Source organism: Flaviflexus ciconiae (genome assembly GCF_003971195.1).
In the GTDB taxonomy this organism is placed as follows: Bacteria; Actinomycetota; Actinomycetes; order Actinomycetales; family Actinomycetaceae; genus Flaviflexus; species Flaviflexus ciconiae.
The window spans coordinates 1,434,830-1,452,429 of sequence record NZ_CP034593.1; the positions used below are offsets into that span (position 1 = coordinate 1,434,830).

Annotated in this window: 14 protein-coding genes, 1 tRNA gene and 1 pseudogene; 7 read left to right on the forward strand and 9 right to left on the reverse strand. The window is 58.7% G+C overall.

What is annotated here, in order from left to right; translation table 11 throughout:
- Positions 1 to 122: 122 nt before the first annotated feature.
- The 6 genes from ettA to EJ997_RS06390 form a co-directional block, all read right to left on the reverse strand.
- On the reverse strand, positions 123 to 1,805 hold the full coding sequence (gene ettA / locus EJ997_RS06365; RefSeq protein WP_126703823.1) for an energy-dependent translational throttle protein EttA: 1,683 nt from the start codon (positions 1,803 to 1,805) through the stop codon (positions 123 to 125).
- Positions 1,806 to 1,855: 50 nt separating this feature from the next.
- A complete protein-coding gene (locus tag EJ997_RS06370) occupies positions 1,856 to 2,245 on the reverse strand; it encodes a single-stranded DNA-binding protein (RefSeq protein ID WP_164719844.1) in 390 nt (129 codons plus the stop codon).
- Between the two features lie 142 nt (positions 2,246 to 2,387).
- A complete protein-coding gene (ftsH, locus tag EJ997_RS06375; protein WP_126703825.1) occupies positions 2,388 to 4,286 on the reverse strand; it encodes an ATP-dependent zinc metalloprotease FtsH in 1,899 nt (632 codons plus the stop codon).
- A gap of 383 nt (positions 4,287 to 4,669) precedes the next feature.
- A complete protein-coding gene (locus EJ997_RS06380; protein ID WP_206501584.1) occupies positions 4,670 to 6,289 on the reverse strand; it encodes a Na+/H+ antiporter NhaC family protein in 1,620 nt (539 codons plus the stop codon).
- A gap of 457 nt (positions 6,290 to 6,746) precedes the next feature.
- Positions 6,747 to 8,210, reverse strand: a complete 1,464-nt coding sequence (locus tag EJ997_RS06385; protein WP_164719846.1) for a GTP-binding protein — start codon at positions 8,208 to 8,210, stop codon at positions 6,747 to 6,749.
- Positions 8,207 to 9,724: a GTPase gene (locus tag EJ997_RS06390; RefSeq protein WP_126703828.1), complete on the reverse strand. Its 1,518-nt coding sequence runs from the start codon at positions 9,722 to 9,724 to the stop codon at positions 8,207 to 8,209. Before EJ997_RS06390 ends, EJ997_RS06385 begins: the two co-directional genes overlap by 4 nt.
- A gap of 123 nt (positions 9,725 to 9,847) precedes the next feature.
- Here EJ997_RS06390 and EJ997_RS06395 point away from each other — a divergent pair.
- From EJ997_RS06395 to def, 3 genes are all read left to right on the forward strand, one after another.
- Positions 9,848 to 9,920, forward strand: a tRNA-Arg gene (locus EJ997_RS06395).
- 75 nt (positions 9,921 to 9,995) lie between these two features.
- Positions 9,996 to 10,673 carry an oligoribonuclease gene (gene orn / locus EJ997_RS06400; RefSeq protein WP_228201408.1) on the forward strand — a complete coding sequence of 226 codons (678 nt, stop codon included), beginning with the start codon at positions 9,996 to 9,998 and terminating at the stop codon, positions 10,671 to 10,673.
- Positions 10,674 to 10,836: 163 nt separating this feature from the next.
- Entirely contained in the window at positions 10,837 to 11,391 is a 555-nt protein-coding gene (def, locus tag EJ997_RS06405) for a peptide deformylase (protein ID WP_126703829.1), read from the forward strand.
- 54 nt (positions 11,392 to 11,445) lie between these two features.
- Here the strand turns inward: def and EJ997_RS06410 are convergent, their stop codons facing one another.
- Complete coding sequence (locus EJ997_RS06410) at positions 11,446 to 13,098, reverse strand: SpaH/EbpB family LPXTG-anchored major pilin (protein WP_164719848.1); 1,653 nt, start codon at positions 13,096 to 13,098, stop codon at positions 11,446 to 11,448.
- A 475-nt stretch (positions 13,099 to 13,573) separates the two neighbouring features.
- Here EJ997_RS06410 and EJ997_RS06415 point away from each other — a divergent pair, with 475 nt between their 5' ends.
- A complete protein-coding gene (locus EJ997_RS06415) occupies positions 13,574 to 13,849 on the forward strand; it encodes a DUF1093 domain-containing protein (protein WP_126703831.1) in 276 nt (91 codons plus the stop codon).
- A gap of 118 nt (positions 13,850 to 13,967) precedes the next feature.
- Here EJ997_RS06415 and EJ997_RS06420 read toward each other — a convergent pair whose 3' ends face one another.
- On the reverse strand, positions 13,968 to 14,171 hold the full coding sequence (locus EJ997_RS06420; protein WP_126703832.1) for a cold-shock protein: 204 nt from the start codon (positions 14,169 to 14,171) through the stop codon (positions 13,968 to 13,970).
- Between the two features lie 890 nt (positions 14,172 to 15,061).
- Between EJ997_RS06420 and EJ997_RS06425 the strand changes: the two genes are divergently transcribed.
- The 3 genes and pseudogenes from EJ997_RS06425 (at position 15,062) to EJ997_RS13435 (ending at position 17,214) form a co-directional block, all read left to right on the forward strand.
- Positions 15,062 to 16,381: an APC family permease gene (locus EJ997_RS06425; RefSeq protein WP_206501586.1), complete on the forward strand. Its 1,320-nt coding sequence runs from the start codon at positions 15,062 to 15,064 to the stop codon at positions 16,379 to 16,381.
- Positions 16,382 to 16,582: 201 nt separating this feature from the next.
- Positions 16,583 to 16,738, forward strand: a pseudogene (locus EJ997_RS14070) (transposase); the annotation flags it as partial.
- 218 nt (positions 16,739 to 16,956) lie between these two features.
- Positions 16,957 to 17,214, forward strand: a complete 258-nt coding sequence (locus EJ997_RS13435) for a hypothetical protein (RefSeq protein WP_228201409.1) — start codon at positions 16,957 to 16,959, stop codon at positions 17,212 to 17,214.
- Here the strand turns inward: EJ997_RS13435 and EJ997_RS06435 are convergent.
- Entirely contained in the window at positions 17,148 to 17,588 is a 441-nt protein-coding gene (locus EJ997_RS06435; protein WP_206501588.1) for a hypothetical protein, read from the reverse strand. The two genes, EJ997_RS13435 and EJ997_RS06435, sit on opposite strands and share 67 nt — an antisense overlap.
- Positions 17,589 to 17,600: the final 12 nt, after the last annotated feature.

Sequence of the window (17,600 nt, forward strand, 5' to 3'; positions counted from 1 at the left end):
TCTCCAGAACCATCCGATGCCGCCCACCGACCCCCGATCAAGCTTTGGGCCCAACCAGCGAAATGGTTGGGCCCAAAGCTTTGCGTGCGCACTACTTTAATAGTGCCGCGGTAGCGGTCTGTTTAGTCGCGCGTGAGCTTGCGGTAGGTCACGGCGCTGGGGCGTGCCGCCTCGGCACCAAGACGCTCAACCTTGTTCTTCTCGTACGAGTCGAAGTTACCTTCGAACCAGTACCAGTTGGCCGGGTTCTCCTCGGTGCCTTCGTAGGCGAGGATGTGGGTGGCGACGCGGTCCAGGAACCAGCGGTCATGAGTGACGACAACGGCGCAGCCGGGGAACTCAAGAAGAGCGTTTTCGAGCGAACCGAGTGTTTCCACATCGAGGTCGTTCGTCGGCTCATCGAGGAGCAGCAGGTTGCCGCCCTGCTTGAGGGTCAGCGCAAGGTTCAGACGGTTGCGCTCACCACCGGAAAGAACTCCCGCCGGCTTCTGCTGGTCCGCACCCTTGAATCCAAAGGCGGACACGTAGGCGCGGGACGGCATCTCAACCTTGCCGACCTGAATGTAGTCGAGTCCGTCCGACACGACCTCCCACAGGGTCTTGTCGGGGTCGATACCGGCGCGGGTCTGGTCGACGTACGAGATCTCGACGGTCTCGCCAACCTTCAGCTCACCGGCGTCGAGCGGCTCAAGACCGACGATGGTCTTGAACAGGGTTGTCTTACCAACACCGTTCGGGCCAATGACACCGACGATGCCGTTGCGGGGAAGCGAGAACGACAGGCCGTCGATGAGAACGCGATCGTCGAAGCCCTTCTTCAGGTTCTTGGCTTCGATAACAACGTTGCCGAGGCGCGGGCCGGGCGGGATCTGGATTTCTTCGAAATCCAGCTTCCTGGTCTGCTCGGCTTCCGCCGCCATCTCCTCGTACCGATCGAGACGCGCCTTCGACTTGGCCTGACGGCCCTTCGCCGACGAACGAACCCATTCGAGTTCTTCCTTCAGGCGCTTTTGAAGCTTGGCGTCCTTCTTACCCTGGACGGTGATGCGTTCCTGCTTCTTCTCGAGGTAGGTCGAGTAGTTGCCCTCGTACGGGTAGAGGCGACCGCGGTCGACCTCAGCAATCCACTCGGCAACGTGATCGAGGAAGTACCTATCGTGCGTGACCGCAATTACGGCGCCGGGGTACTTCGCAAGGTGCTGCTCGAGCCAGAGCACCGACTCGGCATCGAGGTGGTTCGTGGGCTCATCGAGGAGGAGCAGGTCGGGCTGCTCCAGGAGGAGCTTGCACAGTGCGACGCGGCGTCGCTCACCGCCCGACAGGTGGGTGACGGGCGAATCGGCGGGCGGGCACTGGAGTGCGTCCATGGCCTGCTGAAGCTGCGAGTCGAGATCCCACGCGTTGGCGGCGTCAATGTCGGTCTGGAGCTTACCCATCTCTTCCATGAGGGCGTCGAAGTCGGCGTCGGGATTACCCATCTCCTCGCCGATTTCATTGAAGCGGTTGACCTTGGCAAGGATGTCGGCGACACCCTCCTGAACGTTGCCGAGGACCGTCTTTTCCTCGTTGAGCGGCGGCTCCTGAAGGAGGATTCCCACCGTATATCCCGGGGTGAGCCGGGCCTCGCCGTTGGACGGTGTATCCATCCCGGCCATGATCTTGAGGATCGTCGACTTACCGGCACCGTTCGGGCCGACCATACCGATCTTTGCACCCGGCAGGAATGCCATGGTGACGTCGTCAAGGATCAGCTTGTCGCCGATCTTCTTGCGGGCTCGGACCATCGAGTAAATGTACTCAGCCACTGTTCTCCCTTGTGTTTAAGAAGCTTTCCTCCACAAGGTTACCGCAGGCGTCACGAAGCGGGTGACTCCTCCGCCGCAAGCGGACCCCTCACATATTCGGCAGTTCCGCGTCCGATCTCGATTCCCACCGAATCGGCTTTGATGACGAGGACCGTGCGGGACTGCGTCGGATCGTCGCGCAACTGATACGTGTCCGTCTCGAACCTGCCGCGCACGAGAACCGGGGTTCCCTTCGTGACAGACAACGCGCAGTTTCTCGCCAGTTCCCCGTAGGTCTTAACCGTGAACCACTCGGTCACGGGCTCCCGGTTCTCCACCGGGCCCCTCATTGAGGATGATCCCACCCGGAAATAGCAGTACGGGGTCCTTCCGTCGCTTTCAATGAGGGCAGCATCTGCACCGGCAAATCCTCTGATCGACACATTAATTTCGTTGTTCATTCGTGCCTCCTTGTCAGTGCCAGAAAACCATCGAAGCGCGAGTGACACAGACGGCGGAAGCCCCTCCGGGGAGGGGCTTCCTGGCCACATTGTCTGTGGACGATGTCTGTCAGAGCAGTAGATGAGCCACCGGGTTTGACAGTTAGTGCTCGGTGGTGTCACCGTCCTGCGCGGCCGGGTCAGCGTCTGTAGCTGGGTTTACAGCAAGATCCTTCTCGTGGCCGGGCGAGCCGGGGATGGCACCAACCATGAGGGGGCGGGCCGGGATCGGCTGGACACCGGCGGCCTCGTACGACTGTGCCTCGTCAAGCGTCTCGTGCTCCATGAGAGCTTCGACGATCGAGTCGAGTTTGTCGCGGTTCTCTCGCAGGAGGGTGCGGGCACGGTCGAGGCATTCGTTGATGAGGGACCGGACTTCCCGGTCGACGAGTCCGAGAACCTCTTCGGAAGCGCCCTGCTGGCGAGCATCGCCCTCCGACGGGTACACCTGGACCGGGCCAAGCGTCGGGGACATGCCCCAGCGACCAACCATGTTGCGAGCAATATTCGTGACCTGCTCAAGGTCCGATTCGGCACCGGTTGTCATGACACCAAAGACTTCGAGTTCGGCGGCCATGCCGCCCAGGGCGCCAACGATCCTGCCTTTGAGGTAGTCGACGTCGTAACCGTAGCGATCCGATTCCGGTGTCGACAGGGTAACGCCGAGGGCGCGGCCGCGCGGGATGATCGAGATCTTGCGAACCTGATCCGCGCCCGGTTGAAGCATGCCGAGGAGTGCGTGGCCTGCCACGTGGTAGGCGGTCCGTAGCTTCTCTTCTTCCGGCATGACAATCGCACGTTCGCTACCGAGCTGGACCTTCTCCAGGGCAATAGCGAAGTCGCGCGATGTAATCGCGGGAGCACGCTTTTCGGCCGCGAGGATCGCGGCTTCGTTAGCGAGGTTGGCAAGATCCGCACCGGTCATTCCCGGCGTGGTCTTCGCTACCGCCATAAGGTCCACGTCCTGCGCAAGGGGCTTGTTCCTCGTGTGGACCTTGAGGATCTGCTCGCGTCCACCGGCATCGGGGGCGGACACGGTGATCTTGCGGTCAAACCGGCCGGCGCGCGTGAGCGCCGGGTCTAACACATCGGAACGGTTCGTCGCCGCAATAACAACAACGCCTTCGGCTCCCGTGAAGCCATCCATTTCCGTGAGGATCTGGTTGAGGGTCTGCTCCTGCTCGGAGTTGGATCCCATGGCCCGCGAACTGGACCGAGCACGGCCGATCGTGTCGATCTCGTCGATGAAGATAATGGCGGGGGCAACCTTGCGGGCCTCGGTGAAGAGCTCGCGAACACGGGATGCACCGACGCCAACAATCATTTCAATAAACTCGGATGCCGAGGCGGAGAAGAACGGCACTCCTGCTTCACCCGCCGTGGCGCGGGCAATCAGGGTCTTGCCGGTGCCGGGCTGGCCTTCGAGCAGTACACCCTTCGGGAGCTTCGCGCCCAGCTTCGTATAGCGCTCGGGCTCTTTGAGGAAGGACACAACCTGCTGAAGCTCAGACTTAACCTCGTCAATACCGGCCACGTCGTCAAAGTTGACGCGAACATCCTCGGCTTCGACGGGCTTCACCTTCTTGGAGCCCATCATGCCGCCCATGTTCTTCGCCTGCCTGCGGAAGATCCATACCCAGAAGAGAATGATGAGAAGAATCGGTAAGAACGAGAAGAACAGGTTGACGAGCGTGCCGCGCTCTTGAACAATCGGTGAGGCCGACACGATAGTGCCTTCCTCATCCAGAGCTGTCAGCAGGTCATCCTGGGCAAACGTGGGACGTTCAGTCTTGAACTGCGTGTAGGTCGCATCCTCAATATCGGGATGCTCAGCTTCTTCGATCAGGGTTCCCTCAATGGTTTCCCCGCGGGAGAACACCTCCTCCACGTTGCCCTCTTCAACCTGGACAGAGAACTCCGTGTAAGAAACCGTCGCAGTTTGGGAGGCAGCATCGTCTTGAAGACTGAAAAGCAGGAAAAGAACGAGCCAGCCGCCCGCCATCCACGCAAGAATCCTGCCCCACTTCGGCGGAGGTGGTTCGGTACCCTCCGGAAGCAAACCTTATGTGCGCCAGGGCTTCAGATCCTCTTCCCTGCCATTGCCGCGTTTTGCGCTTGATCCACCCACGGCATCGTTCCGACCATCGTCGTCACGGACCGGATCCTTTTCTGCCACGGCCGCCACCTCCGCTTTCTCGTTATTCGCTGTTCACTGGCGGGCCCGTTGCTGGCCTCCTGTTCTTTATTTTCATCGAAAATGAAATTAATTGAACACTATTTACACTCTGGGCAAATTCAACGCCCAGGAAACGTACAGAAAGGGCCGCAAGCGCATTGCTTGCGGCCCTTCGAAGGGAAGTTTACGCCTCTTAGCGACGCTGGATGTTACGAGCCCTTGGGGTTTGTTTCAACGTGTTGGTCAGACACCCGGTCAGCACCGGACGCGGCGATAGAAGCGCTATCAAACTCCGCCCCGGTCCTATCTCGAGCTTCTCCCAGAACGCCATCTCGCTTTCGAGTGAAGCGGGCAATGAGAACGAAGGCGGCGATCATGAGGACGACACCGAGGATCACGGTGTAGGGGCTGGCGGTGAAGCCCGCGATGATGAACATGACGAGGACGATCGAGCCGTTCGTCAGCGCATACGGGAGCTGCGTCTTCACGTGGTCGATATGATCGGAGCCGGCGCCGGTCGAGGCGAGGATCGTCGAGTCGGAGATCGGCGAACAGTGGTCACCGCAGATGGCTCCGGAGAGTACCGCACCGATGGAGACCAGCATTGGGGCATCGAGTCCAAGTGCGATCGGGATCGCCAGCGGAATCATGACCGCGAAGGTCCCCCATGAGGTGCCGGTTGCGAAGGACATGAGGGCGGCGGAGATGAAGATCAGAGCCGGAATGATACTCCCGGGAACGTTACCCTGGAGCATTTCCACAATGAAGTTCGCGGTTCCCATCTCCGTCAGCACGGAACCGAGGCTCCACGCAAGGATGAGGATCATGACGACGTTGATCATCTTCTCCATGCCCTTCACGTAGGTGGAGATGATCGCACCGATCTTGTTCACCTTGAAGGCAAGCATGAGGACAACGAGAGTGATCGCGGCAAACAGGTAGGCCGTGGAGAGAGCCGCACGGAAGTCGCCACCGGCAACCTGCTCGCCGGGGAAACCCATGGTACCAAGAATGCCGAAGAGCGTAATGAACAGGACGGCAAGCGGCAGCCAAATAACGATTGCGCGGCTGGGCTTCTGCACCTCTTCCGCAACTACCGTATTCTCGCCACGCATCGGAGTCGAGTCAGGCCAGTAACGCTGACCGGTCTCGAGCACGCGGCGCTCGGCCTTGCGCATCGGGCCAAAGTCAGCTTTGAAGAAAATAACCACCGGAACCGAAATAACGGTGAGGATCGCGTACATCTGGAACGGAATCACCTGAACGAAGGTGTCGAACTCCGACGCTTCGATACCCTCGTTCTCAAACGCATCAGCAATCAGACCCATGATGTAGATTCCCCAGCCAATGAAGGGAATGAGAACCGCGACGGGCGACATCATCGAGTCGAGGATCCACGCAAGCTTCTCGCGCGAGGACCTAACCTTGTCGAAGATCTTCTCGAAGATCGGGCCCAGAATCAGGGGCGTGCCGAGGTCGGAGAAGAAGATCGCAATACCACCGAGCCACACGGAGAACTGCGCCCTCGCGCGGGTCGTGATGAACTTCGTCGTGCTCTTCGCGAGCGCAGCTCCGCCACCGGATCGCTCAACAAGCGCGACGAAACCACCGATAAAGAACAGGAGTACAACGACACCCGCGTTGTAGCTGTCAGTCGCCTGAGCGACAAGATAATCCGTGAACATCGACAGGCTCGTGTCAACCGGATTACCGCCAACAATAATAAGGATGCCGACGAAGACCGCCACGCCCAGAGAAATCACAACATTGCGGAAGGCAATGGAGAGTCCAATGGCGAGAATCGGGGGTATGAGCGAAATTATGCCCATGTGGTCCATGATGATCCCTCTGGTAGATCGAATACTTATTCAGTAAGGGTAATACTGTTCGAAAGCTTTTCAGACTTCGGCGAGGTTGATTTGGCCCACCTTAGAGAGACAATTCCGCCTTATCACCCTTCGCTCAACCAGAGAGATTATGCAGAACCATGTTCAAAATACGTAGCAATCACCAGCTAAATGTATATGGCAGCCGCAGACTCTCCCGAGCAAATTGTCGGCACCACGACCGATTCCAGATTTTCTTTCCATGAGCAACATCACCAGCATGCTGGCCAAGCTATGCAGGGCAGTTGCGAATCTTTCATGCCGACTGCCACTTCGCATAGCCACTCAGTGCGCACAAGACGCTGGGTCCCTCCGAAGAGGGACCCAGCAGTGCGTGGCGCTATAAGTGCGGGGACGCTTCAGAAGAAGTAAGCGTTCCGGATGGCCATTTCCCCTGTCGCTACTCGCTGGCCTTCTCGAGCGCCTCACGGGTGCGCCGGTGGCGGGAGAGGACGTCCTGCGCAGGCTCGGCAAGGTTCTCGTGAAGAACTGCATGAATCTCGGTGTCGACCTGCTTCTCGTAGCGGTCGGCGGCGCGCTTTGCAGCTGATCGTCTGACGGAGCCAGCCATGAAGAACGCCCAGAGTCCAACCAGCACCAGGATTCCAGCGAGGATCCAGTTGCCCATGGCTTCCGCGAACGGGAATCCAGCACCGAGTGCAGTGGCCACCCCAAAACCAACACCGGCGAGCATGAGGAGGATGCCGAGGCCGAGGAGAATGCCAGCGTTCTGCGCCGACGGCTTGGTGAGCGGCACCGAGGTCACCGCATCGTTCACGCGGCGGCGGAGCCGCTCGGGGCCGGCTACCTCATCCGTCAATGTCTTTGCCCATGTAACGGGCAGGCCCCTCTTGGCGGAGTCGAGCCAGCCGTCCCGGATTGCGTCCACTGTGGAGGTGGCGGGCTGTTCCGGTTTGGCGAGGGCGTGCTGACGCCACGACTCTCCCGATTCGCGTAGCGAATCACCGACGGCCCGGATTCCGGCGGCACGTGACAGCTGCTGGGTGATCGGTTCGAGGCTCTCATCCGTCACGTCAGCTTCTGAGGAACCAACGGAGCTGAGGAGTCTGTTCGCGATTGCGCTAATTTCCGCCGAGGCTGTCACCGCGTTGATCGACGGCTTGGAGACGGCAGCGGCAATGTGGATCTTCAGCTCGTCGATTCCCTGATTCTCAAGAGCGGACGCGCTAATAACGGGAACGCCATCCAGTCCATCTTGCTTAAGGACGTCCTTAACGTCTTCCACAATGCGGTCACGCTGATCAAAAGGAACCGTGTCGATCTGGTTGAGGACAACGACCATGGAATCCTGGCGTCGCTCCAGCCCCTTGAGGTATCCGGCGTGGAGTGCCTGGTCGGCATACTTTTGGGGATCGAGAACCCAGACCAGGAGGTCAACGAGTGGCATAAGCTGCGAGACCTGGACGGAGTGGGCAACAGCGACCGAGTCGTGGTCCGGCAGATCAAGCAGGACGAGGCCCTCGAACTCCGGTTCCTCATCGGTCAGGATTGAGGCCTTACGGATCCTGCGATCCTCGTCGACACCAAGGAAGTCCAGCATCGCGCTCGCATCCCCGCCCCACGTGCACGCGGTCGCACGTTCTGTGGTGGGGCGGAGTTCACCCGAGTCCGCGAAGTCGAGATTGCTGATCGCATTGAAGGTCGTCGACTTACCGGAACCCGTTCCACCAACGAGGGCTACAACGGTGAGGTCGATACCGAGATCCATGCGACGGCGAACGGCGGTAATGTCCTCCCGAGCGCGAGCCAGCTGGAACGGTTCGAAGTGTCCCTTCCCGAGTTCAAGGCCCTCGCCGATGGCCTCAAGCTTGGCGTCGACACTGTCGACCATGATGTCGTTCATTCTTTCTCCCATACGGCATTAACGAGTTCACGAGCCCGGATCCTCAGGTTGGAACTATCCGGAAGTTCCAGTGCATCAATCGCCGCGACGTAACGACCGGCCACCTTGTCGATCGCTTCCTGACAGCGATCCTGGAGCGCTCGCTTCGTGCGTGACAGGCCACCCTCGGCGCCACCGTCAGTCAGTGCGGTTTGCACTCCCGGTATCCCACCGGCCCCGGCGCGAAGCAGATCCGCCAACCCGTCTCTGGAAACCTTCTTAGCGATCGCACCGTTCACCTTATCTGCCGCGGCCCGAGAGTCGGCCTGCCAAGCGGAAATGGCACCGTTCACAAAACTATCGATACCAACTTCCACCTTGATTTCGGACGTATCGACGTAGGACATGGACCAGATAGTGGCGGCGCTGTCGCGAACGTCGATGAGTGTCTGCGTGAGGATTACTCTCAGAGCATCGTCGATCGCTTCGGCAATATTGTGCGCAGCCCGATCGCGCTTCGCGATGGCGCGGTTAGCAAAGAGCAGGTCCCTTCCGCTGCCGAGGGAAGCGAGCGGACCACCCGTCGAGGCGAGCGACAGCCACTGCGTTGTTGGGGCACCGCGGGCGATCCTGCCCGACTCAAGGGTCTCGGTGAGCTTCCTCGAGGGCTCGTCAGCCGCCGTACGAGCACCATCTTTCAGACTTTCTGCAGCATCCGTCTGTGCGGTTGCGGCATCGGCCAGATCAAGTAGTTCTCTTCTAATCTCCGGCATCATCGCCTTCGACGTACGGGACACGAGGGACTTCGAGGCCCTCGTTGTCTTCATGAGGTGGAGCCAGTCCTTCAGCTCGGAAACCCGTTCAGGATCGAGTCGACCATTCGTTGCACCAGCATCATCGATGATGAACAGGGGCGACTCCCCCATCCCAGACTCCGCCATGCGCTTCATCAGGTCGGCGCGCACCGCGGTCTTCGCGCGTGCGGGAAGACGGTTGAGAATCACTGCGGTTGTCATGCCCCTGTTGAACGCTTCGCTCAGTGTCGACCAGGCCACGTGGTCCCCGTACCTGGAGGCTGTCGTCACAAAGATCCACAGGTCCGCCGCGTTGATAAGCGTCTGCGACATGTTTCGGTTAGCTTCCTCGATCGAATCGAGATCGGGAGCGTCAATGAGTGCAATACCCGGGAGGGCACTCTCGGTCACAACCGTCTTACAGATCTCGGTCAGCAGGTGACCTTCCATGGCAAGAGCATCATCGGGATGGAAAACAAGAACCGGTGTCATCGTCGTTGGGCGAATCACCGAGGCCTCGGAGATATCGTCCTCGACGAGGGAGTTAAGGATTGTGGACTTGCCCGCACCCGAGGAACCACCGAAGACAACGACAGCTGGAACGGCGTCCTCAAGCAGGTGCGGGAGCAACCGTGTTGACAGCTGTGTCTGAAGAGATCCCTGCATTTCCCGCAATTCGTTGATCCCTGGGACCGACAGTGGGAATACGACCTCGCGAAGCGCCTCGACAGTCTCTGTCACGAGGCGCGCTAACCTTGATACGGCGTACTGGGAACTCACACCCCTATTCTTACCGAAATCTCACTCCAGGTGTTGGACAGTGGTGGGGCAATGGTGCGCTAAGATTTAACGGGCACATGCCGCGCCTCCATAGCTCAATGGATAGAGCAACGGCCTTCTAATCCGTAGGTTGCAGGTTCGAATCCTGCTGGGGGCACAGTGAAGGGTGACAGCCCGGCACCTGCCGGGCTCGTCCAACACCCGCGTCGCAGAAGTGAGGAAAGGCTCGAACGTGGTTTTGAAGCAGGAAGACAACCCGATCGTCTGGATCGACTGTGAAATGACCGGACTAGACCTTGCCAATGACGGCATTGTTGAAGTTTCCGTTGTCATCACCGGTTCAGATCTTGTCCCCGTCGACGAAGGCATCGACCTCGTCATTAAGCCCACCCCCGAGGCCCTCGCTTCGATGGGTGCCTTCGTGACGAAGATGCACACCGATTCGGGCCTCATCAAGGAATGGGAGACCGGCCTTGACCTGAAGGACGCCGAGGAGCAGGTTCTCGCCTACATCTCTGCCCGTGTCCCCAAGGGTAAAGCGCCCCTCGGCGGTAACTCCGTCGGAACCGATAAGTCGTTCCTCGAACGCGACATGCCTTCGGTCATCGACTACCTGCACTACCGCGTCATCGATGTGTCCACCATCAAGGAGCTGGCGCGCCGGTGGTATCCACGCGCCTACTTCGCAGCTCCCGAGAAATTCGGCAACCACCGTGCGCTCGGCGACATCTACGACTCAATCGACGAACTGCGCTATTACCGTTCCGTTCTCTTCCCGCAAGGCGACGGGCCCACGACGGACCAGGCGAAGGAAAGGTCCGCGGAGATTCTCGCATCCCGCACCCAGCTATCCTTCGATACCGCCGGTTCAGACGAAACCACAACGGCAGAAGGAACGGAGCAGGCATAATTGCTTCTCGTTCGCTCCCTACAGGAGCCTTCGTTTGATCTTTGGAGAACCCGCCTCTTCCTGGGCGGGTTCTTCACTACCCACAGTCCTCAATCAGGCGCGTGGATTCCTCACGCGAGCCGGTGGATTCAGCCCGCACGGCACCAACCGATAGGCTAGTGCCGTGATTCTGCCTATCGTCATCACCGGTGATCCGGTCCTCCACTCCCCTGCTGAACCCGTCACCGAGTTCGATTCGGATCTGGCCAGGTTTGTCGACGACATGTATGAGACAACGGTGGCCGCACCGGGTGTTGGCCTTGCCGCACCCCAGGTAGGGATTGGTAGGCAGATCTTCGTCTGGGTATACGACAAGCAGACAGAAGTAGCCCCACGCGGAGTGGCAATCAATCCCCAGCTCTTCATCGAACCGATCCAGCCCGGGGAAGCAACCGTCGAGGACCGTGAGGGATGCCTGTCATTCCCGGACGAAAAGTTTGCTCTAAGGCGTAGTACTCGCGCGATCCTACGCGCGCAGGGTCTCGATGGTGCGCCTTACGAGCTTGAAGCGAGTGGCTGGTTCGCTCGGATCCTCCAGCACGAATACGATCATCTCCAAGGAACGCTCTATGTTGATCGCTTAACCGGCACCGACGCTGAGACCGTTGCGCAAATCACAGAGGAGAGACGATGGGGGCGGCCGGGACTTTCCTGGACACCCCCATCTCCGCGCCATTAACCGGCCCGGATGATGCTTGGCGAGGCATGTGGCACGTGCTCTCGCCAGCCACCGTTAGTCACCAGACTTCGTATCCGCCTTCCTGCGGACGGCGAGGATCACTCCGCCACCCAGGAGCACTAGGCCGCCAATCGTGAACATCCACGTTCCCGAAGCGCCGGTGTGTGGAAGCAAGAAATCAGCGTTGTGTGGATTGTTCTCAACGGGTATGACGAGGGCAGAAGTCTGAGCGCCCGTGACGGCCACTCGAATCGGCTCGGCTTGTAGCTCGTAACCTTGCGGCGCCTTCGTCTCAACAATCCAGTAGTACTGCCAATCCTTTTCATCCTGGATTGGGTTTCCATTTTCGAAGTCCGAGGCGCGCAGACCCGAGATTCTCACGATTCCGTCTTTCCCGGTCGTAAACTCCGAGACTCCGTCAATCGCTATGACGTTCGTCCCCTTCTCCGCGTCAGCCTTTGTTTCGAACACCTGGAACGTGGCGCCGCTGAGCCCGGCCTGATGGTTGGTCGACGAGATCTTCTCGATGACGAGATCGCCCCAACGCGTCTCCGGGATATTTGACGGCACCGGCATCTCCCATTCGATTGATTCGCTATTCGGGAAGAGGAGTGCCTGGTTATCGATGAGGCCATCTCCGATCGTGCCCTTCAGGGACTCTGGGCTGTTCAGCGTGACCACCTCAGTGGTGAGGACGATCTGGACGTCAACGGCTGTCGCACTGCTGGCCTTCGAAGCCGCGAGCGCCATCTTCGCCCTGCCCTCTTCGGTGAAGGTCACCGTCACTTTGGATCCGGCAGTCTGCTCTGCTGTGACGGTGTAGTCCGTTCCGACGGCGAGCTCGATGCCGCCGCTCGTGAGGGTGACGACGGTGGGGTCTGCGGATACTGGCTTGAGGCGATCGTCGAGCTGATCTTCAACGACGTAGGCGGTGGGCGGCAGGAACTTCAGGTTGGTCTCGGAAACGTCCCGGTACTGCGAGTAGTCAGGATTGGCATCCAGCGGGATGTCACCAATGATTGTCCACTCCACGGTGTCGCCAACCTTCGCAGCATCGGCGTCGTTAACGGTCTTACTGATATCGCTCACGCCGTTCTTCGGGTAGACGTTGATGTCGTAAAGCCAGGATGTCCGCTCAACCGGGTCAGTAAGCGGCACTGAGAGGACCCAGTCCTCCGACTTCGTCACACCAATCGGTACTTTCGTTTCTGTGAAGAGGTAGAGGCCGATTGGAAGGTCCTGGAAAACCGCCGGCGAGTAGGTCGTCGCTCCAGTATTTGCGGTGTAGGTTGTGCCGAGTTGGACGGTCGCGGCAGCTCCGTCGTAGAGCCACGCCCCATCATCGAGAACAAGCTTTGATGCGTGCTGCCACCCGTCGATTGTGCTGAGGTCAAGGTCGTACTCCGTCGTTCCAACCGTAATGGCCTCAATCTGCTGAGCTTCGAACGTGACACCGGCAATCGGTGTTCCGTCCACGTCCATCACCGCACCGTTGGACGGCACGCCCCAAAGGTCACCTTGCTCGTACTTGTGGACCGTCACGGTGCCCGTGGAGGGCTCCCCGTCAGTCCCCGGCAAGATAAGGGGGCCTTCGGTTTGACTCGGGAGGGCACTTGCCGCACCCAGCTGACCGACGATGAGGAACAGCGCGAGGAGCGCACTGAGAAGGCCGACAATAGACGGCCTTATTCGTTGTAACACTGTCATGGTTTCCTTCTCCTGGATACGGGACCGGAGCGGGCTACGCTCCATCGGTCGCGGGGCCTCGTCAGAGGCTTCTGCATCAGATTGCCGCCGACGCAGGATCACACCAGAGATCAGAAATTCCCCTGTGTAAGAAAGAAGGGTTGGTCAGTTTGAGGACAGCGATTGATCAACCGCGAGAATCATCACCCTTCTCTGTGGCTCACGGAGAATTGCGCTCTCGCACTGTGCCCAACGGAACATGAGGCGGACGAGATCCACGAGATGGGCCAGAGTACGCCGAGACGTGGCGGAATGGACACCATCAGGACGAGACGGCTTCGCCCCTCGTCATCACTCGCTAACCTTGATGTCGATGGGTTTCCCCATGAAGAAGATTCTGTTTGGTTTGATACCCACCGCGGTTCTCGTTGGCGGCATTCCCATCGGTGAGAAGTATGACAACGATCGCTTAGCGGGATCGGATTATTAGCCGGTCGTGCCGCTCCAGTACGACATAATTCCCGAGACCACGTACGCCAACCAGGGCGTGCCACATGACGTTGGCACCGATTATGAGCTCACTGCTTACGACTCGGATGGTGAAGCGAAGCAGGTGTCATTCACCTACGACAGCGAGGATTCGACGAGCTTCCCCCAAGCTGGGGGGTACACGCTTGTTGAGGCAAGCGAACAGGTTGTAACGGGGCAGAAGGTCGATATCGAAACTGACGTCCCGCAGAGAGCCCTCGACAAGATCAAGGTCTCTCTCTAACAACTCTTTCTAGCTTGACCGGTAGCCACGGAGATATGACAGTTGATCACCAGGAAAAAGAAGAAGCGGGTGCTCCCCGGGCGTAAGCCCAGCGAAGCACCCGCTTCATTCGGTTAGGTCAGAGGACCTCGATGTTGACTGCCTGCATGCCCTTGGGGCCGCGCTCAGCATCAAAGGAGACCTTCTGGTCCTCTTCAAGGCTACGGAAGCCGGAGCTGTTGATCGCGCTGAAGTGCGCGAACAGGTCGTCGGAGCCATCGTCGGGTGCGATGAAGCCGAAGCCCTTTTCGGAGTTGAACCATTTGACGGTGCCTGTGGCCATAACGTCATTCCTTCTCTGTTTTGGACCACGGGAGTGATCCGTGCGACCGCGACGACGGCGCCGCCGCGGAGTTTATTGGGCGCCGAGTGGCGCGAGGGTGTGTATAGGTGATGGTGAGTGTACTGCCGAACACCCCGTCGGGGTCGGTCAGAGGCGCCCCTGTTCGGAGCGAGGAATAAGAGGACCTGCTGGCTCGACTGAAAGTAATTTCAGCATTGAATCGAGCTTGTTCGCCGGGCACATGATCGGCATGCTCAACCATCGAAGTCACGAGAGCTACATTGATTGAACCTGCCGCTAAAGCGGCAAAAGAAGAAATACCACACCAATCATCAAACGACCGCTCCGCAAAGAACGGTACACATACACAATGGAACCCGTCTGTCTTCTCTCCGAGTCCCAGTCGTCGTTTCCAGCGAGGAACCGACGCGCAGTGTCTTGGTGAGGTCCAGTTTCAAGAACCTACCGATGAGTGTACAGCACTGGCGTCCGATTTCTACACGCGGGGCCACGATTCAGAATGTCGGGAACGTTACCTTGCGCTCAACTGCCGAAGTTACGGCTTGGAGTTTCCAGACGAGAGCAAAGCTGCCTGCCACTTCGACCAACCGCCTCCACAACGTCAATTGGAAGAACACGTAGCTCAGAACTTGTTTCGGCACCTTCCCCCACCGGCAAGCTTTAGATATACAAGAGAGGTAATTCCAGTCGTAACCATGTAAGGGTAAATTCTGACGAGGGAAACGTCGCCCTCTTCTGGTGACAGCTAGTACTAAGCGGGCTACACTTTCGGAATCGTCGAGACCGGCGTGCCGGTATTTCCACGACTACGCAATTCCCTATGAAAGAAGTTCGTTATGTCGCAATCCGGTTCTCGACTTAAAAAAGGGATGGGCGGGCTACTTCTTTTCGCTTTTATCCTCGGGGACGTTCTTGGTGCAGGCGTCTATGCGCTGACTGGAACTCTGGCAGGTGAAGCTGGTGGGATCACCTGGGCACCCGTTCTTATCGCCCTGATCATGGCCCTACTGACCGCCGGGTCCTACGCAGAACTTGTGACTAAATATCCGAAGGCTGGCGGCGCCTCAGTTTTTGCTCAGCGAGCTTTCCGTCAACCGATCATTGCGTTCCTTGTTGGCTACTGCATGCTCTGTGCCGGCATTGTTTCCGTGGGTGGCCTCGCCATTGCCTTTGCCGGTGACTACCTGTCAACTCTTATGCCAGTCGTAGTGCCAATCGCCGCTCCCCTGTTCCTTCTCGTCATTGCCCTTATTAACCTTCGGGGAATCACTGAATCCGTCCGTTCCAATTTGGTCATGACGATTATCGAAGTGAGTGGCCTTGTTCTCGTCCTTGTTGCTGTGGCTCTTGCTATGGGTGACGGGCTCGGAGACACGTCCAGGCTCACCCAAGGCCCAGAAACGGGCAGGACAGCCGCCGCAGTTTTCGGTGCAGCGCTCCTGGCCTTCTATAGCTTCGTAGGATTTGAAACATCAGCCAATGTAGCTGAAGAAGTGAAAGACGTATCCCGCGTTTATCCGAAAGCACTTTTCTTTGCGGTCACGTCAGCCGGCATTGTCTACCTTCTGATCGCTATGGCCTCATCAATCATGTTGCCTGCCGACGAATTGGCGGAATCGTCAGGACCATTACTTGATGTTGTGAACGCGACGGGCATGGAGGTTCCGGGCTGGGCTTTCGCCACCATCGCTCTTGTCGCTATCGCTAACGGTGCTCTCATGACGTCGATCATGAGCTCACGCCTTGTATATGGTATGGCGGACCAAGGAATTCTGCCGAGCGTGTTCACGAAGGTTCTACCCAACCGCCGCACCCCGTGGGTAGCGATCATTGCCACCACGGGACTCTCCGCGATTCTGTCTGTCGTTGGTGAGCTCCAGCTCCTGGCCGAAACAGTAGTCCTGTTCCTGCTGTTCGTCTTTATCTCGACAAACCTTGCAGTGCTCGTTCTCCGTAAAGACAAGGTTGAGCACGACCATTTCACGATCCCAGCTTTCATCCCCGTCCTTGCCCTGATCAGTTGCCTCGTTCTCCTTATTCAACAGACTGCGGCGGTATGGGCACTCGGTGGGATCTTGCTTGTCGTTGGCGTGATTCTCTACTTCATTTCTCACCGGGTGAAGTCACGTGAGAAGACAGCTAAGGAGCAAATACTTAAGAGCGGCCCGGACACCACAGATGGCATCTGAACCGCACTCACGTGTACACCGTTGAGAGATAAGTTCTAGGACTTAGTTTTTCTTGCGCGTGACTGTCATGAAACCGGCTGCTCCGAGAACATCGAGAAGGAGTCCTCCCGCGGCCCAGATCCAGGTGTTTGATGAGCTGGTGGGACTGCTGAAGGTTCGGTTGACTTCACGACTGGATAAATTCCAGGAAGGATAGAAGTCATGCCAAAGATCTACACAGATGAGTTCAAGCAATCAGCTATCGAGCTCATCAACGACGGGCTGACCCATAAACAGGTCTGCGCTGATATCGGAGTCTCGGAATCTGCTCTCCAAGCTTGGGTACGCGACTCACGGCTGCGCGCGCATGGCCTCGAGCCGTCGAAGGATCACGACGAGTCACCGGCCCGAGCAATAGCGCTCAAGCTCCTTCAGCCGGGCACGCTCAGTGGCCGTCAACTCGGTGTCAGTGCCACCATGTGCCTCACGGTAGGAGATCAACCAGTTACGGAGCGTTTCCGCTCCCACACGATGGAGGGGTTGTACACCAGGAGGGCATTGAGAGTGCGGAGAGCCTGCTTCATGAGGGTTGGACGGTGGGCTCCACGCCCTGGGCCGCCAGATTACGCCTCCCAGATACGGTCGACCTGTCGCTCTACACGTCGACGGTCCACACCGCGGAAGAGCGCGGCTACCGTATTCACCAGCTCACTGCGGCTGAGCTCCACTCGATTGCCCGTCTTGATGCCATAACCGCATCAGACTTTCCGTCCGCCGGCGGCTTCTACTACACCCCGCTGAACTCCGAAGAGCCGTCAATGTCGCGTTCCTCGGTGACATCGATCATCGAGTGAATCGCATCGGTGAGTAGCGCCGAGTACTTCTCCATCTGCGCACCCTCGCCGGTCGCGGCATTGAACACGCCGACGACTTCGGTGACCGGCTCTTCGTAGGGTCGGCAGCCGACGCGCAGCAGGTCGAGGAGGTGCTTGGCTTCGGTGTGATTCGCGATGACCTCGCCCTGGTCGTCGAGGTAGACGAGGTAGTACGGGTGGAGGCGGTTGCCTCGGTTGATGTGTTCGTCTGCGGTGAGGTTTCGCAGGGCGAAGATGACGCCGGGCGTGGCCGAACGACGTGGATGTCGAGTGGAGGCTCGGTTCGTACATTCAGCGCGGCAATCGCGCCTGGAGTCAGGAGTTGACGGCGGTCCGTCAGCGGTCGGGGTCACTTTTCCAGGAGG

Excerpts from the sequence above, each read along its gene's own strand:
- EJ997_RS06370 (WP_164719844.1), bottom strand. The coding sequence starts at position 2,245 with ATGAACAACGAAATTAATGTGTCGATCAGAGGATTTGCCGGTGCAGAT.
- EJ997_RS06420 (WP_126703832.1), bottom strand. The coding sequence starts at position 14,171 with ATGGCCACAGGCACCGTCAAATGGTTCAACTCCGAAAAGGGCTTCGGC.
- EJ997_RS06385 (WP_164719846.1), bottom strand. The coding sequence starts at position 8,210 with ATGAACGACATCATGGTCGACAGTGTCGACGCCAAGCTTGAGGCCATC.
- ftsH (WP_126703825.1), bottom strand. The coding sequence starts at position 4,286 with ATGGCGGGCGGCTGGCTCGTTCTTTTCCTGCTTTTCAGTCTTCAAGAC.
- EJ997_RS06380 (WP_206501584.1), bottom strand. The coding sequence starts at position 6,289 with ATGGGCATAATTTCGCTCATACCCCCGATTCTCGCCATTGGACTCTCC.
- EJ997_RS06410 (WP_164719848.1), bottom strand. The coding sequence starts at position 13,098 with ATGACAGTGTTACAACGAATAAGGCCGTCTATTGTCGGCCTTCTCAGT.
- EJ997_RS06425 (WP_206501586.1), top strand. The coding sequence starts at position 15,062 with ATGGGCGGGCTACTTCTTTTCGCTTTTATCCTCGGGGACGTTCTTGGT.